Origin of the sequence: Kitasatospora sp. NPDC058048 (assembly GCF_042885555.1) — a bacterium.
Taxonomy (GTDB): domain Bacteria; phylum Actinomycetota; class Actinomycetes; order Streptomycetales; family Streptomycetaceae; genus Kitasatospora; species Kitasatospora lactacystinica.
Genome location: NZ_JBHVRT010000011.1, coordinates 128223 through 154345, shown reverse-complemented (window position 1 = coordinate 154345; position 26123 = coordinate 128223). Strand labels below are relative to the sequence as shown.

Below are 26123 nucleotides of genomic sequence, written 5' to 3'. Positions count from 1 at the left end.
CTCTCGGAAGGGGCGCTCGGTGCGTGAGCAGAAGTTACCCCGGCGGTGCGCCAACACCCCGGGGTTCGGCACCAGGAGCAAAGGCCTCCCGAATGCAGATCCATCGTATCCCTCGGCATGCCCCCGGGTACACGATCCTCGACAACGGCCACGTCGTCCGTAAGCACTCGCTGAGTTGGGCCGCGCGCGGGCTGCTGAGCTACCTGCTCAGCCTGCCGGACGGCGCACGCGAGGACGTGCGGACCCTGGCCGCCAAGAGCGTGGAGGGGCGGACGACCGTCGCGCGGGCGCTCAGGGAGCTGGAGGCGGCCGGGCACTACGTGCGGCGGACCCAGCGCGATCCGCTGACCGGGCAGGTGCGGACGGTCGTTTCGGTGCACGAGGCGCCGGTGACGGGCAAGGCGGTGCACACGGTGCCGCCGCTTCCCGCGTCCCCGGCCGCCGGTGTTCCAGGTCCAGGCGATCCAGTCGCCGGGAAGGCGGGAAGCCCTTCCAAGGAACTGAAATCAAAGGAAGCGGAACAACCTTCCGTCCGTCCCTCCGAGAAGTTGACGGCCGGGATGGCACTGCTGCTCGAACTCGGGCACAGGCAGCCCCGGATGGCCCTGGCGGGGAAGCCGTTGTGCGACCAGGCCGCCCGGGTGGAGGGGCTGCTGGCGGGCGGGTGGACGCGGGAGGCACTGACCGGGATCCTGTCGGCGCCGCTGCCGGGGACGGTCACGCACAGCGTGGGGGCGGTCCTCGCGGGGCGGATCACCAAGCTGCCGGCCGTTCCGGCGGCACGAGGTGCGACAGACGGGCCGCGCCGGCACGAGTGCCCCGGGCGGGGCGGGATGTGCGGGCGGCCCGTGGCCGGGGCCGGGCAGGTGTGCGGGGCGTGCCGTTAGCGCTCCGGCGGCCGGAAGGCGACCGGGGCGTCGAAGGCGGCGCGGCGGGTGGTGCGGCGCAGGGCGCGCAGGACGGGGGTGCCGAGGGTGAGGCAGAGAACGACGGTCAGGGCGGCTCGCGGCAGGTCCCAGCCCAGCGAGGTGGTCAGGCAGTAGGCGGCGAAGCGGACCAGGTTGGCCGGCAGTGGGTCGCCGGGGTGGAAGGAGATGGAGCCGGCCAGGCCGCCGATGTACGGCCAGCCCTGGAGGTTCATGATCGTGCCGTAGAGGAGGGACGCGACGGCGCCGTAGGCCGCGAGCAGCCAGAGTTCGCGGCGGCCGCGCAGGGAAGCGGGGCCCGGCAGCAGCCCGGCGCCCAGGCACACCCACCCCATCGCCAGCATCTGGAACGGCAGCCACGGCCCCACTCCGCCCGTCAGCAGTGCGGAGGCGAACATCGACAGCGAGCCGAGCACGAACCCGAAGCCCGGTCCGAGCACCCGCCCGGAGAGCACCATCAGGAAGAACATCGGCTCCAGCCCCGCCGTGCCCGCGCCGAGCGGCCGCAGCGCCGCGCCCGCCGCGGCCAGGACGCCCAGCAGGGCGACGGACTTGGCGTCCAACCCGGGCGCCCCGCCGCCCGCCGAGCGGCCTTCGGAGATCTGGGCGATGACGACGGCGAGCAGCAGCGGCAGCAGCAGGGCGAACAGCCACGGCGCGTCCGCGGAGTGGCCGACCAGCGCCGACCCGGTGGAGGCGAGCAGCGGCCAGCCGAAGGCCGTCACGCCGACGGCGGTGACGAGGAGCAGCGCCGTGACGGACCGGCGCCCCAGGGGGACGGGACGAGTGCTCATGCGCCCAGCGCCTCCGCGACCTGCCCGACGGTGAGCCACGGCCCGGGCGCCAGCACCTTGGCGACCTGCGGGGCGAAGGCCGGCGAGGAGACCACCACCTCCGCGGTCGGCCCGTCCGCGACGATCTCGCCCTCGGCCAGGATCACGGTGCGGTGGGCGAGTTCGGCGGCCAGTTCGACGTCGTGGGTGGCGAGGAGCACGGCGTGGTCCTCGGCGGCGAGGGCGCGCAGGATCTCCACCAGCCGGGCCTTGGCGGCGTAGTCGAGGCCGCGGGTCGGCTCGTCGAGGAGCAGCAGCGGGGGCCGGGCGGTGAGCACGACGGCGAGGGCGAGGGTGAGCCGCTGGCCCTCGGAGAGGTCGCGCGGGTGGGCGTCGTCGGCGATGCCGGGCAGCAGGCGTTCCACCAGGGCGCGGCAGGTGCCGGCGGCGGCGCCCGCGTCGGTGTCGGCCGCGGCGCATTCGGCGGCGACCGACTCGCCGTACAGCAGGTCGCGCGGTTCCTGCGGGACGAGGCCGACCTCGCGGATCAGTTCGGCGGGGCGGGTGCGGTGCGGGGTGCGGCCGCCGACCCTGACGCTGCCGGAGGCCGGGGCGTGCAGGCCGACCAGGCTGCCGAGCAGGGTGGACTTGCCGGCGCCGTTGCGGCCCATCAGGGCGGTGATCTCGCCGGGGCGGAGCGCGAGGTCCACGCCGCGCAGGGCGGGGACCGGCCCGCGCCGGACGGCGAGGCGGTCGGCAACGGCGATGGGGGTGCCGGACGAGGAGCCGACAGTGGCGGGCGTCCGGCCGTCCAGTTCGGCGCGCAGCGGGGCGGCCTTGCGGCGCGCGTCGCGGACCGAGAGCGGCAGTGGCCGCCAGCCCGCGAGCCGGCCGAGGCCGACCACCGGCGGGTGCACCGGGGAGTGCGCCATCACCTCGGCGGGCTCGCCGAGGACGGGCGGGGCGCCGGGGGTGAGCAGCAGCACCTGGTCGGCGTACTGGACGACGCGTTCCAGCCGGTGCTCGGCCATCAGCACGGTGGTGCCGAGGTCGTGCACCAGCCGCTGGAGGACGGACAGCACCTCCTCGGCCGCGCCCGGGTCGAGTGCCGAGGTGGGTTCGTCCAGGATCAGTACGCGGGGGTGCACGGTGAGCACCGAGCCGATCGCGACGCGCTGCTGCTGGCCGCCGGAGAGGGTGGTCAGCGAGCGGTCGCGCAGGTCGGCGAGGCCGAGCAGGTCGAGGGTCTCCTCGACCCGGCGGCGCATCACGTCGCCCGGCAGGCCCAGGGACTCCATGCCGTAGGCGAGTTCGTCCTCCACCGTGTCGGTGACGAAGTGCGCAAGTGGGTCCTGCCCCACGGTGCCGACCAGGTCGGCGAGTTCGCGCGGCCGGTGCTCGCGGGTGTCCCGGCCGCCGACGGTGACCCGGCCGTGCAGCACCCCGCCGGTGAAGTGCGGCACCAGGCCGCTGACCGTCCCCAGCAGGGTGGACTTGCCGGAGCCGGAGGGGCCCACCAGCAGGCAGAGTTCGCCCTCGGGGACGGTGAGCTCGACGCCGCCGAGCGCGGGCGCGGCGGAGTCCGCGTACCGGACGGAGACCTGCTCGAAGGTGATCACGATGCCCTCCGGGGCGGGGTCGGGGCGGCGAACGCCGGCACCAGGCCGAGCAGGACGGTCAGCACGGCGGTCAGGGGCAGCGCGGGGACGGTCGGTGGGACGACGGTGGGGGCGAAGGCGGCCGGGTCCCGCGCGGCCAGGTAGACGGTGAGGGCCGCCACGGCCACGCCGGAACCGGCGGTCAGCCACTCCGGGAGGGCCCACGGGTCCGGCCGGTAGCGGCTCCTGACGGAGCGTCGGCCGCCGAGCAGCAGTCCGGCGAAGGCGGCGGCCAGGCCGAGCAGCAGGACGGGCAGCGCCCAGCCCGCGCCGCCGGCCGTCAGCAGCCCGTACGCGGCCAGGCAGACCCCGAGCAGCCCGGCCAGGGTGAGCGCGGCCGTCGCTCGGGCGAGTCGGCGCGGGACGTCGGCGGTGCGGCCGAAGCCCCGGGTGTCCATCGCGGCGGCCAGCGCGATGGACCGCTCCAACGCGCCCTCCAGTACCGGGATTCCGACGCTCAGCACGGCGGCGACGCCCTTGTCGGTGCGTCCGCGCAGGCGCCGTGCGGCACGCAGTCGGCGGACGTCCGCGACCAGGTTGGGCGCGAAGGTCATCGCCACGACGACGGCGACGCCCGCCTCGTAGAGCGCGCCGGGCAGGGTGCGCAGCAGGCGGGCGGGGCTGGCGAGGGAGTTGGCGGCGCCGACGCAGACCAGCAGGGTGGCCAGCCGCAGCCCGTCGTACAGCGCCGCGAGCAGCCCCTCGGCGGTGACCCGGCCGCCGATCCGCACGCCCTGCGCCCAGACGGGCAGCGGGAGTTCGGGCAGGGTGAACAGCACGTGGGTGCCGGCGACCGGCGAGCCGAGGAACACGGCGAACACCAGCCGGATGCCGAGCACCAGCAGGCCCAGCCGCAGGAACGCCCCGTACGAGCGCGACCAGGGCGCATCGCCGCGCCGGGCCGCGACCACGTACCCGGCGACGGCGGCGAGCAGCAGCAGGATCGCCGGGTTGGTGGTGCGGGTGGCCGCCGCGCCCAGCCCGAGCGCCCACAACCACCAGGCCCCGGGGTGTAGTTGGCGGGGGCCGGTGGGCGGCCGGGTGCTACGGGCGGTGCTGCTCACGGTGTTTCCTGGGTGGGGGACTAGGAGTGACGGCGGCGGCGCGCCTGCCGGACGGCACCGCCGGCGAGGACGGCGACCAGCGCGCCACCGGCGATCAGGCCGATGTCGGGGCCGCTGCCGCTGCTGCCGCCGCCCTGGTCGGCGGGCCGGGCCGCGCCCGCCGCGCCGATCGGGTCGCCGCAACCCGCTTGCGGGTACCCGGCGATGGCGCACAGCAGCCCGTTGGTGTCGTAGCGCAGCGGCGGGGCGACGGTGGCCAGCACCTCGGCCGAGGTGGCGCGGGGCGCGACGGCGGCGCAGGCGGTCCGCTGCCCGGGCGCCGGGGCGGCGGACGAACCGGCGTCCTCGGCGGTCCCGAAGTCCAGCACGACGGCCACCCGCTTGCGGCCCTCCTGGGAGGGCGTGTCCGCGCAGATCTCGGTGAAGCTCCCGGCGGTCCGGGGCTTCGCGGCGTCCTGCCCGCCGTCCGGGCTCAGCGCGAACCGCCACCCGTCCACCGCGCCGTCCGGCGGCACCGCGACGGCGGGCCCCTGCTGCTGGTACGTCCAGGCTCCGCCCTCGGCGCCGCGCCAGAACGACCAGTAGCGGTAGCCGGCGGCCTGCGCGGGGGCGGCGGAGGCGAGCACCAGCACCGCCCCGAGGAGGGGCAGGAGCAGCACGGCGACGGCCCGGCGGCTGCGGACGCCGGCGCCCGCCGGGGCGGGGCGGGGTGCGGGGCGCATCAGAGGTGGGGGTTGCGCTTGCGCTGGAGGCTGAGCACGAGGCCACCGCCGATGCCGACGAGGAGGCCGACGCCGATGAGCCAGTACTGGCCGATGCCGCCGTCCTTCTTCTCCTTCGGGGCCTCCGTCGCCGAGGCGGCGGCTTCGGCGGCCTTGGGCGCCGGGCCGAGGGCGGTGAGCTGGCCGGTCAGGGCGGCGGTGTCGCGGTGGGCGGCCTGGGAGACCAGCAGGAGGGTGGCGGTGGCGCCGGCGTCGGTGCCGCCCTTGGTCCAGGTGGCGCCCTCCTTGGTGAGCCAGTCGACGGCGCCGGCGGCCTGCTGGGGGTGGCCGCTCTGGGTGAGGGCGAGGGCGGCCCAGGCGGTGGCGGTGTAGTCCGGGGTGGGGGCGGCGCCCGGGGTGGTGAGGGTGAGGTGGTCGCCGCCGGCCGCGAGCTGGGCGGTCAGGTAGGCGCCGACGGCCTCGCCGGACTCCGCGTGCGCAACCGGGGCCGAGGAGGCCGAGGAGCCCTGGGCGGCCGGGGCGTCGGAGGCGCACGCCAGGGCCTTGGGTGCGGCGTCGGCGTGCACCGAGCCGGCGACCGGCAGGTGGCCGCCGCTCGCGGCGAGCGCGGCCTGGGCGCTGGCCAGGGCGTTCGGGGTGAGGGCGCCGACGGCCGGGTCGAACTGGTAGGCGAAGGCGCCGCGCTGGTCGGCGGGGGCGGCGCAGCCGAGCTGGAAGAGGGCGAGCCCGTCGAAGGCGGACCGGCCGGCCTTGGCGACGCCGGCCGGGTCGGTCTTGGCGGCGAACAGTGCGTTGACGGCGAGGCCGGTGGAGTCGGCGTCGCCGGGGCTGCCCGGGTTGTAGGCCCAGCTGCCGTCGGCGTTCTGGTTGGCCTTGAGCCAGCCGACGCCCTTGTCGACGGCCTCCTGGTGCCCGCCGAGGGCGACCAGGGCCTGGACGGCGACGGCGGTGGCGTTGCTGTCCTCGGTCTTGGGGTCGCAGGCCGCGCCGGCGGCCCGGTACGACGGCCAGCCGCCGTCCTCGCACTGCTGGCCGGTGAGCCAGCCGACGGCCGAGTCGGCCGGGGTGACCTTGGCCGCCGTCAGCGCGGTGAGCGCCAGCGACTGTCGCCAGACGCCGTCGTACGTCGGGTCGCCCTTGCCGTACAGCCCGTCGGGGAGGGCGGCGGGGGTCGGCGCGGGGCTGTCGGCGAGGGCCGGTCCTGCGGCGAGGCCGGTGAGCAGCGCGGCGGACAGGGCGGCGGCGCCCAGGCGGGCGGCGGTCAGCATGGTGCGGGTGTGCCTTTCGGTGAGCGGTGGTGGCCCGGGCGGGGCCGTTCCGTAGTCCTCGACGGTGCCGGGCGCGGGCGTCCGGACGGGCCGCTCGCCCCTCCGCGGGTGCTCCGACTCGTCCGGGCGGCCGAGGGCGGCGCCGGTCTCACGGCTGCGGGGTCAGCGCCGGATTCGCACCGGCTTTCCCCGGGGGAGGAGCGGGATGGAGTTGTGCCGACTGTCGACTCTAGCCGCCGGAGCACGACGAGCTGCCCGGGGCGGGCAGGAACAGGTTCCAGTCGGCGGCGGGAGGAGGACGGTTCACGGCAGGGTGAGCAGCCGGGCCGCGGTGTGCAGGTCGGCCCGCACCTCGGCGATCGAGGCGCGGCCGGAGAGCCAGGCGACCAGCGCCGAGTGCCAGGTGTGCTCGATCACCCGCACCGCCGCGCGCTGGCTCCCGGTGGGCGGTCCGGACTGGCCGATCGCGTCCAGGATGAGCTGTCCGGTGGCCACGCTGACCTGGTCCACCTCGGCCCCGACCGAGCGGTCCGCGAAGGACAGCGCCCGGACCATGGCCTCGGCCAGCAGCGGCTCGCGCTGCAGCGCGTGGAAGGCCCGGGTGAGGGTGTCGGCGACCCGCAGCGCCGGTTCGAGGTCGGTCGGCGGGTGGCGCCGGATGTGCTCGTGGAGGCCCTGCAGCTGCTCCAGCATCACCGCCACCAGCAGGTGCACCTTGGACGGGAAGTACCGGTAGAGCGTGCCGAGGGCGACCTGCGCGCTCTCCGCGACCTCCCGCATCTGCACCGCCTCGTACCCGCCGCGCACCGCCAGTGCGGTGGCGGCCCGCAGGATGCGCCGGCGCCGTTCGGCCTGGCGCGCGGTCAGCGGCGGCTCGCCCGGAGGGGAGACCGGCGGCAACGTCGAAGGAGGGGGTGGCGGCAAGGGTGCTCCCGGGCGGGCGAGAGTGGCGGCGTGCTCCACAGGTCGGCAGGATTCGGCGTGGCGGGAATCACCAGCCCTGGCTCCTGGGGAAAAGCTACGGGCCGGTATCTTCGAGGTCTCTCATTGTTCACGTGGTCGACGACGAGTTCCCCAGCCACTGAAACCTGATCTACTTTAGCGACCGGAAGCACGACCGGCAGCACCGATAGCAGCTAGAGAAGAGGGCCCAGGATGACCGCGCAGCCGCTGCGGATTGCCCTGCTGTCGTACCGCGGTGACCCCTTCTGCGGGGGTCAGGGCGTGTACGTACGACACCTCTCCCGCGAGCTGGCACGGCTCGGCCACCACGTGGACGTGATCGGCGCCCAGCCCTACCCGGTGCTCGACGAGGTCGACGGCCCCGGCTCGGTGCGCCTGGTGGAGCTGCCCAGCCTGGACCTCTACCGCGCCGACGACCCCTTCCGCACCCCGGCCCGGGGCGAGTTCCGCGGCCCGGTGGACGTGCTGGAGTTCGCCACCATGCGCACCGGCGGCTTCCCCGAGCCGCTCACCTTCTCGCTGCGCGCCCGCCAGTACCTGGCCGCCCACAAGGGCCGCTACGACGTGGTCCACGACAACCAGACCCTCGGCTACGGCCTGCTCGGCCTGGCCCGGCACGGCTTCCCGCTGGTCACCACGATCCACCACCCGATCACCGTGGACCGGCAGCTGGAGCTGGACGCCGCCACCACCCGGGGCAAGCGGCTCTCGCTGCGCCGCTGGTACGCCTTCACCCGGATGCAGCGCCGGGTCGCCGCCCGGCTGGACCACGTGATCACCGTCTCCGGGACCTCGCAGCGCGAGATCGCCGAGCACCTGGGCGCCGCGCCGGACGCGATCTCGGTGGTGCCGATCGGCGCCGACACCCGGCTCTGGTCGCCCTCGGCGGAGATCGGGCGCGTCCCCGGCCGGATCGTCACCACCTCCAGCGCGGACGTCCCGCTGAAGGGCCTGGTCTTCCTGGTCGAGGCGCTCGCCAAGGTGCGCACCGAGCGGGACGCCCACCTGGTGGTGGTCGGCAAGCCGCAGAAGGAGGACGGGCCGGTGGCCGAGGCGGTGCGCCGCTTCGGGCTGGCCGGGCACATCGAGTTCCGCAGCGGACTGACCGACCGCGAGCTGGTCGACCTCTACCGCTCGGCCGAGGTGGCCTGCGTCCCCTCCCTGTACGAGGGCTTCTCGCTGCCCGCCGCCGAGGCGATGGCCACCGGCACCCCGCTGGTCGCCACCACCGGCGGGGCGATCCCCGAGGTGGCCGGGCCGGACGGGGAGACCTGCCTGGCGGTGCCGCCGGGGGAGGCGGACGCGCTGGCCGCCGCGCTCGGCCGGCTGCTGGACGACCCCGAGCTGCGGGCCGGACTCGGCGCGGCCGGACGGCGGCGGGTGCTGGCCCGGTTCACCTGGGAGCGGGCGGCCGAGCTGACCGCCGAGGCCTACCGGGCGGCGATCGCCACCGGCGCCGGCGCCCGGGCCCGTTCGGGGCCGGGCTGGCGGTACGTGGCCTAGGGCCCTGTCGACGCGCACGGGAGGTCGGCGTCCCGGTTGGCGGCCCGGTCGGCGGCCAGGCCGGTGACGGCGGGTCGGTGACGGCGGGTCGGGGCCCGCCCGGCGCAGCGCGACGTGCTGAACGAAGCCTGACGAGGCGTCAAGAACGCTTGGCAGCAATAGGAATGGGAGTCCAGCAGTGCTGACCGTCGATTTCTCGCGCTTCCCGCTCGCCCCTGGCGACCGGGTGCTCGACCTGGGCTGCGGCGGGGGCCGGCACGCGTTCGAGTGCTACCGCCGCGGCGCCAACGTGATCGCCCTCGACCAGAACGCCGGGGAGATCGCCGAGGTCAGGAAGTGGTTCGCGGCGATGGAGCAGGCCGGTGAGGCCCCCGAGGGGGCGTCGGCGGTCGCCATGGAGGGCAACGCGCTGGCGCTGCCGTTCGAGGACGAGTCCTTCGACAAGATCATCATCTCCGAGGTGATGGAGCACATCCCGGACGACAAGGGCGTGCTCGACGAGATGTTCCGGGTCCTCAAGCCGGGCGGCCTGCTCGCCGTCACCGTGCCGCGCTGGCTGCCCGAGAAGATCTGCTGGGCCCTGTCCGACGAGTACCACGCGAACGAGGGCGGCCACATCCGGATCTACCGGGGCGACGAGCTGCTCGGCAAGCTCAAGGACGCCGGCCTGGAGCCGTACGGCACCCACCACGCGCACGCGCTGCACTCGCCGTACTGGTGGATCAAGTGCGCGGTCGGCGTCGACAACGACAAGGCGCTGCCGGTGAAGGCGTACCACCAGCTGCTGGTCTGGGACATCGTCGGCACCCCGGTGATCAGCAGCCTCACCAAGGCCGCCGAGCGGGCGCTCAACCCGGTGATCGGCAAGAGCTTCGTCGCGTACGCCTCCAAGCCCAACCGCGCGCCGGGCAGGACGGCATGACCGCCGCCGTCCCCGAGGTGCTGCTGCTCGACGGGGTGCTCGACGCCGAGCAGGCCGCCGACACCGTCCGCAGCATCCTGGCCGAGCAGCGCCCCGACGGCGCCATACCGTGGTTCGCCGGCCACCACCTCGACCCCTGGGACCACACCGAGGCCGCGATGGCCCTCGACACGGCCGGCGAGCACGCCGCCGCCGAGGCCGCCTACCGCTGGCTCGCCGCCGCCCAGAACTCGGACGGTTCCTGGTACGCCGCCTACACCGACGGCGTGGTCACCGACCGGGCCAAGGAGAGCAACTTCTGCGCGTACGTCGCGGTCGGGGTCTGGCACCACCACCTCAGCACCGGCGACGACGCCTTCCTGGAGTGGATCTGGCCGGTCGTCCGGCGCGCCCTGGACTTCATCGTCGGACTGCGGCTGCCCGGCGGCCCGATCGCCTGGCGGGTCTCCGAGGACGGCACCGCCACCGACGAGGCGCTGCTCACCGGCTCGTCCAGCATCCTCCACGCGCTGCGCTGCGGCCTGGCCGTCGCCGAGTACCTGGAGGAGCCGCAGCCCGACTGGGAGCTCGCGGCCGGGCGGCTGGGACACGCCGTCTCCCACCACCCCGAGCGGTTCCTGGACAAGGACCGCTACTCGATGGACTGGTACTACCCGGTGCTCGGCACCGGCCTGCGCGGCGACGCGGCGGTGGCCCGGATCGAGCGGGACTGGGAGCGCTTCGTCGTCCCCGGCCTCGGCGTGCGCTGCGTCAGCGACCGCCCGTGGGTGACCGGCGGGGAGAGCGCCGAGCTGGCGCTCGCGCTCTGGGCGATCGGCCAGTCCGACCGCGCGGTGGACATCCTGCGCTGGATCCAGAAGCACCTGCGGCACGAGGACGGCTCGTACTGGACCGGGTACGTCTTCGAGGACGACGCGATCTGGCCGGAGGAGCGCACCACCTGGACGGCCGGGGCGCTGCTGCTCGCGGTGGCCGCGCTCGGCGGGGACCCGGCGACGGTCTCGGTCTTCGGCGGGGAGCAGCTGCCGGCCGGGCTGGTGGTCGAGGACTGCTGCTGAGCCGGACGCGCGTGCGACAGCCGTGCGCTCGAGCGGGCAGGCGAGCGGGCAGGCGGGCGCGCAGTCGGACGCGTACGGCGATCGAGCGTGCGGACGCGTACGGCGGTCGAGCGCGCGTACGGAAGGCGGGCGCTCATGCGGAAGGGGCGGGACCGGAGAACCGGTCCCGCCCCTTCGCGGTACATGCCCGCGGGCGTCAGCCGCGCTGGATGCCCGTGGTGTCGGCCAGCACGCCCTGGCTGCCGTCCGGCAGCTGCGCGACCAGCGCGGCGCCGCGCTGCTCGACGGCCAGGTACCAGGTGCCCGGCACGACCTCGCCGACCGGGGCGCCGGCCGGGTTGTCCTTCGGGGCCAGCTGGCGCGGGGCCGGGACGGCGAACCAGAACGGCTGGAAGTCCGCCGCCGGGGCGGCCGCCTGCTGCGCGGCCGGGGCCGGCTGCGGCACCGGGGTGCCGGCGTCGTGCGGCTGGACCGGCTGGCCGGGCTGCGGCTGGCCGGCGCCCGGGTAGCCGTAGCCGCCCTGGCCGCCGAACGCCGGGTCGTGGCCCTGGGCCGGGTAGCCGTACTGACCGGGCTGGCCGGGCGCACCCGGGTGACCGGGCTGGCCCGGGTAGCCGTACTGGCCGGGGACGGCCGCCGGGCGGTCGGAGACCAGCGGGGCCTTCAGCGCGGGCACCAGGGGGCTCGCGGCGGCCGCGCCGGCGAGCACGATCAGCGCGATGAAGCCGAGCCAGGCGCCGAAGCCGTGGCTGACGTTCGGGCCGTACGGGCTGGCGCCCAGGGACCAGACCGAGGTCCACAGCGCGGCGACCGCGAAGGCGATGCCCCACTGGTCGAGTCGCAGGCCGAGGACCTGTCGGTTGGCCGCGGCCTGGCCCTGGAAGCGCTGCACCAGGATCAGCGCGGCGGCGACGATGCCGAGCAGGTAGATCGAGGGCAGGACGGGGAACAGATCGGTGCTCCACGCGTTCTTTGAGGCGTCCGCACAGAGCCGGCCGCTGCAGTCCGCGGCCAGATAGGGCAGGAAGGAGGCGATGAAGAGCAGGACGGCCGCGCCTGCGACGGCGGCGTCTCCCCTGGTGAGAGCGCGCAGATTCACTAACGTTCCCCTCGTTGACGTGTCGTGGACGGTGGTTCGTACGGTCGGGCCGACCGGCCGAAACTCCCGAACGGACCAGAAGCCTAGGCCCAACCGTCCTGCCGGTGCACGGCGGGACCGGGAATGGGGCGAAGTCGTTGCAAACCGTGCGGTCCGGGCGGAGCGTCGTCCTCCGGGGGTGTGCGGTTCAACTCCCGTGTCGCTCTTCGGTCTTCTCTTGGGTCGTCAGGAACGCGGTCAGCGCGTCGGCGATCCCCTGGGCCGCCTGCTGGCGCCACTGAGGGTCCGTCATCCGCTTCGCGTCCGTCGAGTTGCGCATGTTACCGCACTCGATGAACACCTTGGGGACGGTGGAGAGGTTGAGGCCGCCCAGGTCGGAGCGGGTGTCCAGGCCGTCCTTGGCGATGTAGTCCGCGTACGGTTCGCCGGTCGCGGCGTGGAACCGCTCGCGCAGCAGGAGGCCGAGCCGGTGCGAGGGATCGACGACGGCCGCGTTGTCCGCCTTTCCGGCCACCACCCTGGCGGGCATGATCACGTGGAATCCGCTGCCGCTCGCCGGGCCGCCGTCCCCGTGCACCGAGAGCGCGACGTCGGCGTGCGCGTCGGCGCCCGCGCGGGCGCGTTCGTCGATGCACGGGCCCCAGGGGCGGTCGCCGTCCTGCGCCAGCACCACCTTGGCGCCCAGGGCGGTCAGGATGGCGCGGGCCCGGCGGGAGACGTCCAGGGTGTACTCGGCCTCGGAGTAGCCCGCGTTGGTCTCGGTGCCGGTGGTGTCGCACTCCTTGCGGGCGTTGCCGATGTCCACCTGACGGTTGATCTCGGCGGTGTGGGCGGAGTTGCCGGGGTTGTGGCCGGGGTCGAGCAGGACGGTGCGGCCGGCCAGGACGGTGGCGGTGTCGGCGGTCGGGGCCGGGGTCCCGGCCGAGGGGGCGCCGGCGGGGGAGCCGCCGTCGGTGGGCGCCGGAGCGACCGGAGGGGTGAGGGGCGTGCCGGTGGCGGCCGGCTGGTCCGTGGCCGTCGGAGCTGCACTCGGAGCCGGGGGCTCGGCGGCCGGGGCCGAGCCCGGGGACGACGTGGCCGGGGCCGCCGCGGCGCCCGCCGGGCCGGAGTGGTCGAGGGCCCGCCAGCCGAACCAGCCCGCCGTGCAGAGCGGAACGGCCACGGCCGCGGCCGTGGTGGCGCGCAGCAGGGCGGAGCGGCGGGGCGGTCGGGCGGCGGAACCGGTCACTGGTCGGTCAGATCCTGTCCTGGGTGCGCGGAGTCAGACCGTAGTTCTTCGCGATCACGTTCCACTTGGTCATGAAGTCCGTCTTCGCCTGGGTGGCCTTCGGGTTGAGCTCGTCCGCGCGCTTCTTGTCGGGGGTGGCCGGGGCCCTGCCGGTGCAGCCCTGGGCGGCGACGGCGCGCGCCCAGCTCGCGTACGCCTTGTCGATGTCGGCCGACAGCTGCCAGGCGGACTTCAGCGAGTTCACCGCGTCCGCGCCGCCCGGCACGTCCGTGACGGTCAGTTGGGAGAGCTTGGCCAGCAGGGCGGCCCGCTGGCTCGCGCCGTTGTCGAAGTCCTGCGCGGCGCTCTCGATGTCGGCCTTCGGCGGGCAGCTGGTCACCTTGGCGACGGCGCTGCCGATCGGGGCCTTGGCGTTCTCGCCCTCGCTGAGCAGGCTGTCCAGCGCCTGGGCCTGCGCGCCGGCGGCCGGACCGGGACCGGTCGCGGTCGGGGACGGCGTGCCGGTGGGCGGGCCGGAGGCGCTCGCGGAGGCGCTCGGCGCGCCGTCCGCGCCCGTGGGCGCGGGCGGCAGGTTGTCCGGGCCGGTCGCCGGGGCGGAGGCCGGGGCGGGCGCGGCCCGGTCGTCCTTGTCGCCGCCCTGGAGGGCGAACAGCAGGCCACCGCCGAGCGCCAGCACCAGCAGCACGGCCAGGCCGATCAGCAGCGGGGTCCTGCGGTCGGTGGGCCGGTCCTCGTCGTCCCCGTGGCCGGTCGGACGGTCGGGCTGGGTGCCGTAGGGGGGCTGGGCGCCGTACGGGGACTGCGGCGGGGCGGCGGGCGGCTGCAGGAGGTAGTCGTAGCCGGGGGCCTGCTGCGGTGCCTGCTGCGGGGCGTGGGACTGCGGACCCGCGTGGGAGGGGAACGGCGAGGCCGGGGGCGGGGCGGCCGGGGGCGGCGGCGCGGCGGGGAACAGCCGGGCGGTCGGCGGGTCGTAGCCGGGCGAGGCGGCCAGGTACGGGCGGGCGCCCAGCGGCGGGCCCTGGTCGCCGACGGCGCCGGGCCCGGGCGGCGGGGCCATCGGGCCGGGGTGGGCGGCGGACTGCGGAGCCGCTGACTGCGGGGCTGCGGGAGGCTGGGGGGCGGCGGGAGCCCCGGGGGCGGACTGCGCGTCGGCCGGGCGCTGCGGGCCGCGCACCCAGCCGCCGGCGCCGCCTCGCGCGGTGGGGTCCCAGACCGCCGGAGCGCTGTTCTGCTGGTCCGTCATGTCGCTGCTGGCCCCCACCGTCCGCCGATGCTCTGCGCTCTGCCTGGTGCTGCGCGGCCACCGTACCGTTCGAACCCCCGCCCGACAGCCCTGGCACGACGTTAGAGCATCGGTGCGGGGACGCGGGAACGAACGCGTTACCGGGCGGCTCGGCGCAGGACCCGCAGGGAGCCCGTCACCGAGACCTCCTCGAAGCCCTCGGCCAGCGCCCGCAGGTACACCCGGTACGGGGCCTGGCCGCCGTCCGCCGGATCCGGGAAGACGTCGTGCACCACCAGCAGGCCCTCCGGCGCCAGGTGCGGCGCCCAGCCCTCGTAGTCGCCGGTCGCGTGCTCGTCGGTGTGCCCGCCGTCGATGAACACCAGGCCCAGCGGGCGCCCCCACAGGGCGGCGATCCGCGGCGAACGGCCGACCAGCGCCACCACGTGCTCCTCCAGCCCGGCGGCGTGCAGGGTGCGGCGGAACCTCGGCAGGGTGTCCATCAGCCCGACCTCGGGGTCGACCAGCGTCGAGTCGTGGTACTCCCAGCCGGGCTGCTGCTCCTCCGAACCGCGGTGGTGGTCGACGGTCAGCGCGACCGTCCCGGCCTCCCGCGCCGCCGCCGCGAGCAGGATCGCCGAGCGGCCGCAGTAGGTGCCGATCTCCAGCACCGGCAGCCCGGTGCCGCGCGCCACCGCCACCGCCGCCGCGTACAGCGCGAGCCCCTCGTCCACCGGCATGAACCCGGTGGCCTCCTCGAACGCCGCCAGCACCTCGGGCGCCGGCTCGGCGCTCAGCAGCAGGTCGGACATGCGGTGCTCCTCGGGGGTCGGGACGCGGGCGGACGTGCACGGACCCTACTCGACGGTAGCGGTGGCGACGGCGCCGGGGCGGCCGGTGCCGCGCGGGCTCACCGCGCCCGGCCGCCGACCTGCTCGCCGCCCGGTCGCCGGTCAGCCGGCGAGCAGGTCGGCGGCGATCCGGGCGCGGTGCGGGGCCAGCTCGGCGGCGATCGCCCCGGCCTCGGCGGGGGCGGCGGTGACGGCGGCCGGCCGGGCCTCCGCGCGTTCGACCAGCGCGATCCGCAGATGGGTCGGCGGGTGGGTGGAGTCCACGGCGGCACGGTCACGGGCGCTGAGCCGCAGCAGGCGCTCGCGCTCGGTGGCGGGGACGGAGCCGAGGTGCTCGCGCAGCCGCTCCCAGAGCAGGTCCGGGGCGGGCGGCTTCGGCTGTTCGGGCTGCTCCGGCTGCTCGGCCGTCCGGCCCCGGCCGCGGCGGACCGTCCGGGGACGCCGGCGCTCCTCGGCGCGGATCCGGTCCACGGCCGTGCACACCGGGCCGAACAGCAGGAACGTCGCGAGCAGGCCACCGGCCGCCTCGCTGCCGCCGACCCGGACGGCGAGGGCGTCCGCGCGGTACTCGGCCTGCTGCCCGGCGCGGGAGGTGAGCCGGTCGAACAGGTACAGGCCCTGGAGCAGCAGCCAGGCGACGGCCCGCAGGACGACCGCGCCGACCATCGCGCCGATCCGGATCAGCAGCGAGACCTCGTCGCCACGTCCGCGGCCCGGACGGTCGGGCCGGACCATGTCGTACCAGGCCGCGAGCGCCACGATCGCGCTGTGCAGCCAGAGCGAGCGCCGGTGGTCGCCGTTGACGTGATGGCCGAACTCGTGGCCGAGCAGGGCGATCCGCTGCCGGTCGTCCAGCACCTCCCAGAGCGGCAGACCCAGGTGGAGGACGGGACGGCGGCGCAGCCCGACCAGCCCGTAGGAGGCGTTGAACTCGTCGGTGACCTCGATGGCGGCCACCGGCGCGGCACCGAGCTCGGCGGCCACCCGGTCCGCCAGCCCGTACAGCGCCGGGGCCGAGGCCCGGTCGAGGACGTTCTCGCGCGGCACCCGGCCGAGCCGGGGGCGCAGCGCGACCGCGATCACCAGCGCCACCGCGCCGGCGCAGCGCTGCACCGTGCTCCCGGTGACGAGCAGCCAGAGCGCCAGGCAGAACAGGCCGACGGTGACCAGGTGGACCGGAGCGGCGGCGGCGGAGGCCAGCAGCCAGTCGCGGCGGGCGGTGGGGGAGTCGCCGCCCGCGGCCTGCTCCCCGAACAGCCGGTCGGTGCGCTCGGCCGCCGCCCGCTCGCGCCGGGTGGGCGCGGCGGTGCCGTCCTGGCCGGGGGACAGGTTCCAGTCGCAGGCCGGGCACCAGGCGGTGAAGCGCCGGTCGGCGGTCAGCGCGGCGTCGCAGCGGGGGCAGGGCCCGCCGTGGGCGGGCCGCTCGGGGGAGGTCGGCGCAGACATCGGAGGCGACGTCGGCGACGACATCGGTGGGGGTATCGACACGGTGGTGATCATGGCGTGTTCCGGTGGCGAAAGGACAGCGGCTTCGCACAGTTCCGCCGGTCGGATGTTGTGGAACGCGTTCTCGTCGCGCCGCGCCGCCCGTGCCAGAATCGGCGCGACCGCCGATCCGAGGAACACCAGGCACCCAGGGAGCAGCACCATGCGCGCAGCCGTCCTGCACAAGACCGGCCAGGAAACCCTCGACGTCCGCGAGGACGTGACGGCCGTGGGCTTCGGACCGGGCACCGTACGGGTCCGGATACGCGCCGCCAGCCTCTGCCACTCGGATCTCTCCGCGATGAACGGCGTGCTGCCGCAGCCCGCGCCGTTCGTCCCCGGGCACGAGGGCGCCGGGGACGTGCTGGAGGTGGGCGAGGGCGTCACCGGCCTCGCCGCCGGTGACCGGGTGGTGCTCTGCTGGATGGCCCCGTGCGGCCGCTGCGACCACTGCCGCCGGGACCGCGGCCACCTGTGCATCGCCAGCCTGCGCGGCCTCGGCGCCCCGGGCTTCCGGATCGCCGAGGGCGAGCTGAACGCCTCCGGCTTCTACGGCACCGGGGCCTTCGCCGAGGAGGTCGTGGTCGCGGCGAACGCCGTCATCAAGGTGCCCGCCGACCTCCCCTACGAGGCCGCCGCGCTGATCGGCTGCGGCGTGACCACGGGCATCGGCGCCGCCGTGAACACCGCCCGGGTCGAGCCCGGCGCCTCCGTCGCGGTGATCGGGGCGGGCGGGGTCGGCGTGGCCACCGTGCAGGGCGCCCGGGTCTGCGGCGCCGGCCGGATCACCGTCGTCGACCCGGTGGCCTCGCGCCGCGAGCGCGCCCTGGCCTTCGGCGCCACCGAGGCGATCGCGCCCGAGGAACTGAAGGCGGCGGCCAGGACGCTGCCCGGCGGCGGCTTCGACTACGTCTTCGAGGCGGTCGGCCGCGCGGCCACCGTCCGGGCCGGCTACGAGGCCGCCCGGCGCGGCGGCGCGGTGGTGGTCATCGGCGCGGGCGCGCAGGACGACCTCGCGCAGTTCACCATGGGCGAGCTGTTCTTCAACGAGAAGCGCCTGCTGCCCTCGCTGTACGGCGGGGCGACGGTGACGCGCACCATCGGGCTGGTCGTGGACCTCTGGCGGGCCGGGCGGATCGACCTCGACGGGATGGTCAGCCACCGGGTGGGGCTCGCCGACGTCAACGAGGCGATCGCGCAGATGCGCAGCGGCGAGGCGCTGCGGACGGTCGTCACGATGGACTGAGGGCCGGGCCGGGTGCGGGCACGGCCGGGCGGGCCCGGGAAAGAGCGAGGGCCCGCCGGGGGAGTCCGTGCTCTCCCGGCGGGCCCTCGGGCGCGGCGCCTCCGTGCGGTGCTGCTGCGCGGTGCCCTTGGCGCCGACGCCCTGGCGGTGGTGCGGTCAGCCCCGCGCGCCGGCCGCGCGGTGGCGGCCGTGCGGGTCGGTCTCCGGGCTGTCGTCGTCGGCGGAGCCACCGCGGTGGCGGCCGTGCGACCCGGTGTCCTTGGCCGTCTTCTCGTCGGCGTCGGTCCCGGTAACCGCGGGTCCGGTGGTGTCGGTGAGGGTGTCGGACATGAGATTCGTCTTTTCCGTGCGGAGGGTGCGGGTCATCGGCGCCCGGCCGGCGCCGGTGGCGCACGGTCGGGTCCCCGATCGGGTGCTCGGTACGCGCCCGTAGCCGGTGATCACGGCCCGTGCCCCGGCCACCATAACGGCCGGGACGGGCGAGATCCTATCGAGATCCTGACGCGAGTCCCGTGCTGGTCCGGGGCCCGGAGCCGGGTCGTCGGCGCACCGGCTCGCGGCGGACCGGGGCGGTGCCCGGAGGCCGCCGGGCCGGGCCGGCGGCCCGCGCTCACCTGCGGAGAGTTCACTCGGATCGCCCAGCACGGCGCCGGGGCCGCCCGGTCGTGCGGGAGGGTCCGGGAGTCCGTGGCCTTCGGCGGGCGGGCGGCGGATCAGCCCGGACGGCCGGTCCGCAGGAACGTGGCCAGCAGCTCGTGCAGGACGGCGGCGCCCTCGTCGGCGAGCACCTCGTGCCCGGAGCCCGCCGCCTCGACGTACCGGAAGTCCTCGCCCTCGACCCGGCCGATCCGCAGCAGTTCGTGCCGCAGCGACCGGGACTGGCTCACCGGCACGACCTCGTCCCGGTTGCCGTGCACCATCAGCAGCGGCGCGCTCAGCCGGTGTGCGAGTTGCAGGACGTCGCGCGGTCCGCGGGCGTCGGAGATCGGCTCGCCACCGCCCAGGCGGGTGGCCAACGCCCCTACGGGGGGCGCCGCTTCGGCCAGCAGTCGGGCGCCGGACAGGAACGGTGCGACCACCGCGCAGCGGGCGACCTGCCCGGCCGGCGCGTGCGCGGCCGCCAGCAGCGCGAGGAAGGCGCCGTAGCTGACCCCGAAGAGGGCGGGCGGCTCCAGGCCCAGGGCGGCGCGCTGGCCCGCGATGCCGTCCAGCAGGTACAGGACGTCGTCCAGGTCGGGGCCGCCCCAGGCGCCCCGGATGGCCAGCGCGTGCGCCACGCCGTAGCCGGTGGAGCCGCGCTGGTTGGGCGCGACCACCGCCAGGCCCTCGGCGGCCATCCGCTGCAGCGCCGGGTCGAACTCCAGCCGCCAGGCGTCCGCCGGGCCGCCGTGCAGCGCCAGCACCAGGTGCGGGCTGCTCAGCCAGCTGTCCCCGCCGTACACCACGGCCTCCAACGGGCCTGCCGGGCCCGCCAGTTCGAGGCTCTGCGCGGGCTGCCAGCGGCCGCCGTCGCCGGGCGGGGTGCTGCCGTCCAGCCGCCAGCCGGGCGGTGCGGTCCGTACCGGGCGCATCCCGCCGGGCTGCCAGGGCAGGACGGTGTCCCGCCACGGGCCGGGCAACCCCGAGGCCAGTGGCGCGAGTTGAAGCGGCAGCGGTACCGGGGCGGAGGCGGCCGGGAGCGGGCCGTGCGCCAGCAGCGCGTCGACGTCCAGGGTGGCCAGCGCCGTCGGACGGTCGGGCGAGGAGTACGGCAGCCGAAGCCCGGCCTCGCCCCAGTGGCCGACCGCGCCGAGCCGCCCGGGCGGCGCCGGCAGCGGGTTCAGCCGTCCGGCGGCGGGCCGCCACAGCGCGAGTGTCGAGCCCGCGCCGTGGTCGATCTGCACCGCGACCCGGGGGCCGTCCGCCGCCACCCGCAGGGCCACCGGTCGCAGGAGCATGCCCGCGACGTGCAGGCACTCCGGGAACCGCAGCGGCTCCCCGGTGCCGAGGAGGCCCCAGCCGAGCCGGTCGGTGCCGGGCGCGTCGCTGCGTACCATCGCGAACCGGCTCTCCGGGTCGAACAGGACGAGGCGGTCGTTGCTGTGCGGGCCGATCTCCAGCAGCGGGGTGGTGCGGCCGGTGCGCAGGTCGAGGACCACGCTGCGGACCAGGCCGTCGTTCACCCGGTCCAGCGCGAGCAGCGTGCCCGTACGGTCGAGCCAGGTGCCGCCGCCGTGCAACCCGGGGATCTCGGCGACCTGTTCGGGCTCGCTGCCGTCCGTCCGCACCAGCCAGGCGGTGGTCGCCGGGCGGGTGTCGCTGCCGAGGGCGACCGCCACCGGTGTCCGGGGCCCGGCCCCGGCCGGTGCCGGGAGCGGCAGCACCCGCAGTCCGGCCATCCTGAGCGCACCCAGCCGCTGTTCCGCGGCGGAGCTTTCGCCCGGCGCCAGGCGGGCCAGGTCGTGCCGGTCGCCGTCGTGCCGACAGATCAGCACCGAGCCGTCCGGCAGGGCGACCAGCTGCGAGCGCAGGCTCTCCGAGCGGTTGCCGGGCAGTGCCAGTGGGGTCGGCGCGGCCGGCCCGCCGTCCTGCGGAAGCCGCCAGCTCTCCACGTACCAGCCGCTGTCGGCCGAGGAGGCGAGGCAGGCGGCGTGGCTGCCGTCGGCGGCGAAGGCGAAGTTCAGCCGGCGCAGGGCCTGGGTCACGGTCCGGGTGGCCACGTTCATGCTCCGCTCACCCCGGTGGTGCCGGCCGGGCACCCCGCCCCGGACGAAGGGGCCGCAGCGGAAGCGTAGGAAAAGGCAGGCGCGGAGCGAAGCGCCTTGCCGGAAGAAGGGGCGGCGCCGGAAGGAGGGGCAGGAACGCGCGGCGAGGACACGGGCGGCCCGGCCGCGCGCCGGAAGCCGCCGGCGGTGACGTCCCGGTCACCGCCGCCTCCCCGGCCTCCGGCACCGGTCGGTGCCGCCCGTGTCGTCCCCGGCCACGAACCCGCCGCGTCCGGTCCGCGCTCCACCGATCCCCTGTCCCCGGCCGCACGCAGCGATGTGCCCGCCCTCATCCGCCACCACATCCCTTCGTCTCCGCCGCCGCGCCGGGTGCCCACTGCTCGCGGCACCCGGGTCGGCGGCCCGGCCTGATCGGTTTCCCCGGAGGGGGCGGCGGTGCCGCCCCGGCACGGGAGTGCTCACCCGGATCCCGTCCGGCCCGCGCGGCATCCGCCCGACTCCGGGTCGTGGCTGCCGCCGGTGCAACTCCCGTTCGCAGGAGTGAAGTTACTTTCGAGCCAACCGAAGCCTCAACGCAGAGCCGGTCACTTCACTCGTAAGGGTGATCAAGGCGTGGTTTCGAATTCGTACGAGAACCCTGCTGTGAGTAACGGGCGCCCGGCGCGCGGCCGCGTACGGAGCGCGCGGGCCCGTCGGGCGCCTCCCGTCACAGATTGACGCGCACCCGTACGCCCGCAGCTCCCGCGTCCGAACAGCCGCCGCGACTCCCCCGGCAGCCCGCCGAACGGCCGAGGCCCGACCGCGCCCGCGCGCACGGTAGTCTCGACAGGTGCCGAAACTGTCCGACGTCATCACCGCGCTCGAAGAGGTCTACCCGCCGCAGTGGGCGGAGTCCTGGGACGCCGTCGGCCTGGTCTGCGGGGACCCTCAGGCCGAGGTCAACCGCGTGCTCTTCGCCGTCGACCCCGTCCAGGCGGTCGTCGACGAGGCCGTGGAGTGGGGCGCCGACCTCGTGGTCACCCACCACCCCCTCTACCTGCGCGGCACCACCAGCGTCGCCGCCACCACCTTCAAGGGCCGGGTGGTGCACACGCTGATCACCAACGGCATCGCCCTGCACGTCGCCCACACCAACGCCGACCACGCCGACCCCGGCGTCTCGGACGCGCTCGCCGAGGCGGTGGGCCTGCGGGTCACCGGCCCGCTGGTACCGGACCCGACCGACCCGCTGGGCCGCCGCGGCACCGGCCGGATCGGCCTGCTGGAGCCCCCGCTGACCCTCTCCGCCTTCGCCGCGCAGGTGGCGAAGGGCCTGCCCGCCACCGCCGCCGGCGTCCGCGTCTCCGGCGACCCGACCCGGCTGGTCAGCCGCGTCGCGGTGTGCGGCGGCTCGGGCGACAGCCTCTTCGCCGACGTCCGGTCGGCCGGCGTGGACGCCTACCTGACCGCCGACCTGCGTCACCACCCGGCCTCCGAGGCCGCCGAGGCGGCGCCCGTCGCGCTGCTCGACGCCGCCCACTGGGCCACCGAGTGGCCCTGGCTCACCCTGGCCGAGCGGGCCCTGCTGGCCGTCGCCGACAAGCGCGGCTGGGCCGTGGAGACCAAGGTCTCCCACCGGGTCACCGACCCGTGGACCGCGCACGCCCCCATGTCCTTCACCGCCTGACCCGATTCACAGGAGCTCTCCGCTTGAACGCCGCGCCCGCCGACCAGATCCGCCTGCTCGACCTCCAGGCCATCGACTCGAAGCTCGACCAGCTGGCCCACCGGCGCCGGAGCCTGCCCGAGCACGCCGAGATCGACAAGGCCACCGCCGACCACACCGCGCTCAAGGACCTCGTCGTCGCCGCCGAGGCCCAGAAGGGCGACACCGCCCGCGAGCTGACCAAGGCCGAGCAGGACGTCGAGCAGGTCCGCTCCCGTGCCGCCCGCAACCAGCAGCGCCTGGACTCCGGCGCGATCACCTCGCCGAAGGACCTGGAGAACCTCCAGCACGAGATCGGCTCGCTCGCCAAGCGCCAGGGCGACCTGGAGGAGGTCGTGCTGGAGATCATGGAGCGCCAGGAGAGCGCCAACACCCGGGTCGAGGAGCTGTCCGCCCGCCTGGAGCACTCCACCATCGTGCTCAAGGAGGCCGAGGGCCGCCGCGACGCCTCCTTCGCCGAGATCGACGGCGAGGCCGACAAGGTCAAGCGCGACCGCGAGACCGTCGCCACCGTCATCCCGGCCGACCTGCTGAAGGTGTACGCCAAGCTGCGCGAGACCCAGGGCGGCGTCGGCGCGGCCCGCCTCTACCAGCGCCGCTGCGAGGGCTGCCGCACCGAGTTCTCCATCACCGAGCTGAACGCCATCAAGGCCGAGCCGGCCGACAAGGTGGTCCGCTGCGAGAACTGCTCGCGGATCCTGGTCCGCACCTCGGACTCGGGCGTCTGAGCCGGTGGCGGCCCGCTTCATCGTCGAGGCCGACGGCGGGTCCCGGGGCAACCCGGGGCCGGCCGGCTACGGCGCGGTGGTCCGTGACGGGGACACCGGGCAGATCGTCGCCGAGGCCGCCGAGTTCATCGGCCACGCCACCAACAACGTGGCCGAGTACAAGGGCCTGATCGCCGGGCTCAAGGCGGCCCGCGAGCTGGACCCGGACGCCTCGGTGGACGTCCGGATGGACTCCAAGCTGGTCGTCGAGCAGATGTCCGGGCGCTGGAAGATCAAGCACCCCGACATGCAGCCGCTCGCCGCCGAGGCGCGCACCGTCCTCCCGCGCGCCCGGGTCACGTACACCTGGATCCCGCGCGAGCGGAACAAGGACGCCGACCGGCTGGCCAACGAGGCGATGGACGCGGGCAAGGCCGGGCGCCAGTGGGAGCCCCGCAAGCCGGCGGCCGCCGTCGAGGAACCCCCGCTGGAGACCGCCGCGCCCAAGGCCGGCTGGGCGGCCCCGGCCGACCTCGGCACCCCCACCACCTTCGTCCTGCTGCGCCACGGCGAGACCCCGCTCACCCCGGAGAAGCGCTTCTCCGGCAGCGGCGGCGGCGACCCGGAGCTCTCCGACAAGGGCCGCTGGCAGGCCGAGCGGGCCGCCGAGGCGCTGGCCGCGCGCGGCAGCGTCCAGGCGGTCGTCGCCTCCCCGATGCGCCGCACCCGGCAGACCGCCGAGACCGTCGCCGCCCGGCTCGGCCTGGAGGTCCGGTACGAGGACGGGCTGCGCGAGGTCGACTTCGGCGACTGGGAGGGCCTGACCTTCGCCGAGGTGCGGGAGCGGTACCCGGACGACCTGACCGCCTGGCTCGGCTCCGCCAAGGCCAGGCCGACCGGCAGCGGGGAGAGCTTCACCACGCTCACCCACCGGGCCGGCGTCGCCCGGGACAAGATCATCGCCCGGTACGCGGGGAAGACGGTCCTGGTGGTCTCGCACGTCAGCCCGATCAAGACCCTGGTCCGGCTGGCGCTCGGCGCCCCGCCGGACTCCATGTACCGGATGGAGCTGTCCGCCGCCTCGATCTGCGCCGTCCAGTACTACGCGGACGGCAACGCCTCGCTGCGGCTGCTCAACGACACCTCGCACCTGCGCTGATCCGCCGGTCACGGACGTGCTCAGTGCACGTCCGTGACCACCACGTCCAGCTGCCACGGCTTGCGCGCCGTGCCCTGTGCCGCGAGCTCGACGTGGTGGCCCAGCTCCTGCAGCGCGTCCATCAGCTCGCCGGGGGTCTTCGGCTCGGCCCCGGCGAGCAGCAGGTCCCGGACGATCCGGCCCTTGGTCGCCTTGTTGAAGTGGCTGACCACGGTGCGCTTGCCGTCGCGCTCCTGGAGCACCCGGACGGTCGCGGTCCGGGAGGCCACCTCGCCGGCCGGTTTCCACGCCGCCGCGTACGCGGAGCTGCGCAGGTCCAGCACCAGCCCGTCCGCGACCTCCGGGAGCACGGTGGCCGTCACGCTCCGCCAGTACGCGCCGAGCGCCCCCAGCTCCGGGAGTTTCACGCCCATCGAGCAGCGGTAGGACGGGATCCGGTCGGAGATCCGCACGGCGCCCCAGAGGCCGGAGAAGACCAGCAGCGAGCGCTCGGCCCGGTCGTACGCGGCGGCGTCCAGGGTGGCCAGGCCGAGGTTGTCGAACAGCACCCCGGTGTACACCTCGCCCGCCGGGCGGGCCCCGGCCGTCGGCAGTCCGGCGTTCTTGGCGATCTCGCCGCGCAGGCCGGGGGAGAGACCGAGCACCTCGGCGGCGGTGTCCTCGTCGCCCCGGCACAGGCGCACCAGCGCGTCCAGTACCGCGCCGCGCGCCGCCGTCAGCCCGGGCAGCGACAGCCGCTCCAGCGCCACCGGCCCGCCGTCCCCGGATCCGGCCTTGCCCTCCGAGGGCGGCAACAGCACCAGCACAGCGGACTCCTCGACAATCTGTGGCACACGAACCCCGCAACCCTACTGCGCCCGCCGTACGGACCCCGCCGCTCCCGCTCCCGCCCCTTCGCCCTCGACTGCCCGGCCGCGGGCGGGAGCGGCAGGCAATTCGGTGGGGCACCCGGCTGTTCACCAGTACGGTGAGCGGCGAGGAGAGTGAGTGCGATGACCCTGCGACCCCTGGACCTGGTGCCCGGCGACGACGACGCCGTGGAGGAGTCCCTGTCCGTGCGCCTGCCCGCCGGCCTGCCGGCCGAGACCCGGACGGCGCTGGAGTTCGCGCTGCGGGCGGCCGCGCAGGCGGTGATGGCCGGGCGGGTGCGGGTGACCGGGGCGCCGGACGGCGCGGACACCGCCGAACTCGCCTTCGAGGTCCGCCAGTCCGACGTCCCCAGGGCGCTCACCGGGCCGACCGCTCCGGAGACCGCTCCGGAGGCCGGCCGCGAGGCCGGCCGGGAGAGCAGGGCCGAGCGCCGGGCGGCCATGGTGGCCCGGATCCGCACCGCCAACGCGGAGACGCTGGAGAGGCTCAAGGACCTGTGACCGAGTACCTGGACCTCGACGACGTCACCTACCTCGCCGGCGGTCCGGAGACCGTCCGCGACCTCGGCGGCCTGCTCTCGGCGATCGCCCGCCCGCAGGCGAGCCTGTTCGGCGAGGACGCCTACCCGGACCTCTGGTCCAAGGCGGCGGCCCTCGGCCAGAGCCTGGCCCGCAACCACCCCCTGATCGACCGCAACAAGCGCACCGCCTTCGAGGCGATGCTGCTGTTCCTGGACTACAACGGCGAGCCGTACACCGACCCGCACCCGGACGACGCCGTGGCCTTCATGCTCCGGCTCGCCACCGGGGGCTACGACGGCGCGGTCGCGCTCGCCGCCAAGGACCTGAAGTCCCTGCTGGGGCGCTGAGCCCGCCGGGGCCGCCGGGCCGCGCCACCCCCCCGGCCGGGGGCGCCGCGGCCCGGGAGGCGCCACTCGGACGCGCCACCCGGACGCGCCGCCAACCCGCCCCGGGCCACCCCGCGGTGGG

Annotated in this window: 24 protein-coding genes and 1 riboswitch; of the genes, 10 read left to right on the top strand and 14 right to left on the bottom strand. The window is 75.9% G+C overall.

The window, feature by feature from the left end:
* Positions 1–92: 92 nt before the first annotated feature.
* Positions 93–887 carry a helix-turn-helix domain-containing protein gene (locus ACFVVA_RS14905; RefSeq protein ID WP_387689453.1) on the top strand — a complete coding sequence of 265 codons (795 nt, stop codon included), beginning with the start codon at positions 93–95 and terminating at the stop codon, positions 885–887.
* Here ACFVVA_RS14905 and ACFVVA_RS14900 read toward each other — a convergent pair.
* From ACFVVA_RS14900 to ACFVVA_RS14875, 6 genes are all read right to left on the bottom strand, one after another.
* Positions 884–1720, bottom strand: coding sequence for an ECF transporter S component (locus ACFVVA_RS14900; RefSeq protein WP_387689450.1), 837 nt, complete (start codon positions 1718–1720; stop codon positions 884–886). The two genes, ACFVVA_RS14905 and ACFVVA_RS14900, sit on opposite strands and share 4 nt — an antisense overlap.
* Positions 1717–3318 (bottom strand): ABC transporter ATP-binding protein, encoded by a 1602-nt coding sequence (locus tag ACFVVA_RS14895; protein WP_387689447.1) that lies wholly within the window; start codon positions 3316–3318, stop codon positions 1717–1719. Before ACFVVA_RS14895 ends, ACFVVA_RS14900 begins: the two co-directional genes overlap by 4 nt.
* On the bottom strand, positions 3315–4421 hold the full coding sequence (locus ACFVVA_RS14890; RefSeq protein WP_387689444.1) for a CbiQ family ECF transporter T component: 1107 nt from the start codon (positions 4419–4421) through the stop codon (positions 3315–3317). The genes ACFVVA_RS14895 and ACFVVA_RS14890 overlap by 4 nt, the downstream gene beginning before the upstream one ends.
* 20 nt (positions 4422–4441) lie before the next feature.
* Positions 4442–5143 carry an SCO2322 family protein gene (locus ACFVVA_RS14885; protein WP_387689441.1) on the bottom strand — a complete coding sequence of 234 codons (702 nt, stop codon included), beginning with the start codon at positions 5141–5143 and terminating at the stop codon, positions 4442–4444.
* The gene (locus ACFVVA_RS14880; protein ID WP_387689438.1) at positions 5143–6411 is read right to left on the bottom strand and encodes a prenyltransferase/squalene oxidase repeat-containing protein; all 1269 of its coding nucleotides are present in this window, start codon (positions 6409–6411) and stop codon (positions 5143–5145) included. The genes ACFVVA_RS14885 and ACFVVA_RS14880 overlap by 1 nt, the downstream gene beginning before the upstream one ends.
* Before the next feature lie 106 nt (positions 6412–6517).
* Positions 6518–6601, bottom strand: a riboswitch (cobalamin riboswitch).
* Between the two features lie 113 nt (positions 6602–6714).
* Positions 6715–7311, bottom strand: a complete 597-nt coding sequence (locus ACFVVA_RS14875; RefSeq protein WP_359896874.1) for a TetR family transcriptional regulator — start codon at positions 7309–7311, stop codon at positions 6715–6717.
* A 255-nt stretch (positions 7312–7566) separates the two neighbouring features.
* Between ACFVVA_RS14875 and ACFVVA_RS14870 the strand changes: the two genes are divergently transcribed.
* The 3 genes from ACFVVA_RS14870 to ACFVVA_RS14860 all read left to right on the top strand — a co-directional run bounded on the left by ACFVVA_RS14870 (position 7567) and on the right by ACFVVA_RS14860 (position 10857).
* Positions 7567–8877 carry a glycosyltransferase family 4 protein gene (locus tag ACFVVA_RS14870; protein ID WP_387689435.1) on the top strand — a complete coding sequence of 437 codons (1311 nt, stop codon included), beginning with the start codon at positions 7567–7569 and terminating at the stop codon, positions 8875–8877.
* A gap of 178 nt (positions 8878–9055) precedes the next feature.
* A complete protein-coding gene (locus tag ACFVVA_RS14865; protein ID WP_387689432.1) occupies positions 9056–9799 on the top strand; it encodes a class I SAM-dependent methyltransferase in 744 nt (247 codons plus the stop codon).
* Positions 9796–10857 carry a prenyltransferase gene (locus ACFVVA_RS14860; protein ID WP_387689429.1) on the top strand — a complete coding sequence of 354 codons (1062 nt, stop codon included), beginning with the start codon at positions 9796–9798 and terminating at the stop codon, positions 10855–10857. The genes ACFVVA_RS14865 and ACFVVA_RS14860 overlap by 4 nt, the downstream gene beginning before the upstream one ends.
* Positions 10858–11053: 196 nt before the next feature.
* Here ACFVVA_RS14860 and ACFVVA_RS14855 read toward each other — a convergent pair whose 3' ends face one another.
* The 5 genes from ACFVVA_RS14855 to ACFVVA_RS14835 all read right to left on the bottom strand — a co-directional run bounded on the left by ACFVVA_RS14855 (position 11054) and on the right by ACFVVA_RS14835 (position 16703).
* Positions 11054–11956 carry a hypothetical protein gene (locus ACFVVA_RS14855; RefSeq protein ID WP_387689426.1) on the bottom strand — a complete coding sequence of 301 codons (903 nt, stop codon included), beginning with the start codon at positions 11954–11956 and terminating at the stop codon, positions 11054–11056.
* A gap of 187 nt (positions 11957–12143) precedes the next feature.
* Complete coding sequence (locus ACFVVA_RS14850; RefSeq protein ID WP_387689423.1) at positions 12144–13184, bottom strand: N-acetylmuramoyl-L-alanine amidase; 1041 nt, start codon at positions 13182–13184, stop codon at positions 12144–12146.
* 7 nt (positions 13185–13191) lie between these two features.
* The gene (locus ACFVVA_RS14845) at positions 13192–14427 is read right to left on the bottom strand and encodes a hypothetical protein (RefSeq protein WP_387689421.1); all 1236 of its coding nucleotides are present in this window, start codon (positions 14425–14427) and stop codon (positions 13192–13194) included.
* Between the two features lie 137 nt (positions 14428–14564).
* The gene (locus tag ACFVVA_RS14840) at positions 14565–15218 is read right to left on the bottom strand and encodes a class I SAM-dependent methyltransferase (protein ID WP_387689418.1); all 654 of its coding nucleotides are present in this window, start codon (positions 15216–15218) and stop codon (positions 14565–14567) included.
* Positions 15219–15359: 141 nt separating this feature from the next.
* The gene (locus tag ACFVVA_RS14835) at positions 15360–16703 is read right to left on the bottom strand and encodes a M48 family metallopeptidase (RefSeq protein ID WP_387689415.1); all 1344 of its coding nucleotides are present in this window, start codon (positions 16701–16703) and stop codon (positions 15360–15362) included.
* 202 nt (positions 16704–16905) lie between these two features.
* Between ACFVVA_RS14835 and ACFVVA_RS14830 the strand changes: the two genes are divergently transcribed.
* The gene (locus ACFVVA_RS14830; protein ID WP_387689412.1) at positions 16906–17988 is read left to right on the top strand and encodes an alcohol dehydrogenase catalytic domain-containing protein; all 1083 of its coding nucleotides are present in this window, start codon (positions 16906–16908) and stop codon (positions 17986–17988) included.
* 156 nt (positions 17989–18144) lie between these two features.
* Here the strand turns inward: ACFVVA_RS14830 and ACFVVA_RS14825 are convergent, their stop codons facing one another.
* Both ACFVVA_RS14825 and ACFVVA_RS14820 read right to left on the bottom strand, forming a co-directional pair.
* Positions 18145–18318, bottom strand: coding sequence for a hypothetical protein (locus ACFVVA_RS14825; RefSeq protein ID WP_380352529.1), 174 nt, complete (start codon positions 18316–18318; stop codon positions 18145–18147).
* A gap of 383 nt (positions 18319–18701) precedes the next feature.
* Positions 18702–20693, bottom strand: coding sequence for an alpha/beta hydrolase family protein (locus tag ACFVVA_RS14820; RefSeq protein ID WP_387689409.1), 1992 nt, complete (start codon positions 20691–20693; stop codon positions 18702–18704).
* Positions 20694–21522: 829 nt separating this feature from the next.
* Here ACFVVA_RS14820 and ACFVVA_RS14815 point away from each other — a divergent pair.
* From ACFVVA_RS14815 to ACFVVA_RS14805, 3 genes are read left to right on the top strand one after another with little or no spacing between them, the layout of a single operon-like run.
* On the top strand, positions 21523–22359 hold the full coding sequence (locus ACFVVA_RS14815) for a Nif3-like dinuclear metal center hexameric protein (RefSeq protein WP_387689406.1): 837 nt from the start codon (positions 21523–21525) through the stop codon (positions 22357–22359).
* Between the two features lie 23 nt (positions 22360–22382).
* The gene (locus ACFVVA_RS14810) at positions 22383–23126 is read left to right on the top strand and encodes a zinc ribbon domain-containing protein (protein ID WP_387689403.1); all 744 of its coding nucleotides are present in this window, start codon (positions 22383–22385) and stop codon (positions 23124–23126) included.
* Between the two features lie 4 nt (positions 23127–23130).
* The gene (locus tag ACFVVA_RS14805; RefSeq protein WP_387689400.1) at positions 23131–24264 is read left to right on the top strand and encodes a bifunctional RNase H/acid phosphatase; all 1134 of its coding nucleotides are present in this window, start codon (positions 23131–23133) and stop codon (positions 24262–24264) included.
* A gap of 20 nt (positions 24265–24284) precedes the next feature.
* Here ACFVVA_RS14805 and yaaA read toward each other — a convergent pair whose 3' ends face one another.
* A complete protein-coding gene (gene yaaA, locus ACFVVA_RS14800; protein ID WP_387689397.1) occupies positions 24285–25070 on the bottom strand; it encodes a peroxide stress protein YaaA in 786 nt (261 codons plus the stop codon).
* Between the two features lie 186 nt (positions 25071–25256).
* Here yaaA and ACFVVA_RS14795 point away from each other — a divergent pair, with 186 nt between their 5' ends.
* The gene (locus tag ACFVVA_RS14795) at positions 25257–25634 is read left to right on the top strand and encodes a hypothetical protein (protein WP_387689395.1); all 378 of its coding nucleotides are present in this window, start codon (positions 25257–25259) and stop codon (positions 25632–25634) included.
* Positions 25631–26002, top strand: coding sequence for a type II toxin-antitoxin system death-on-curing family toxin (locus ACFVVA_RS14790; RefSeq protein ID WP_387689392.1), 372 nt, complete (start codon positions 25631–25633; stop codon positions 26000–26002). The genes ACFVVA_RS14795 and ACFVVA_RS14790 overlap by 4 nt, the downstream gene beginning before the upstream one ends.
* Positions 26003–26123: the final 121 nt, after the last annotated feature.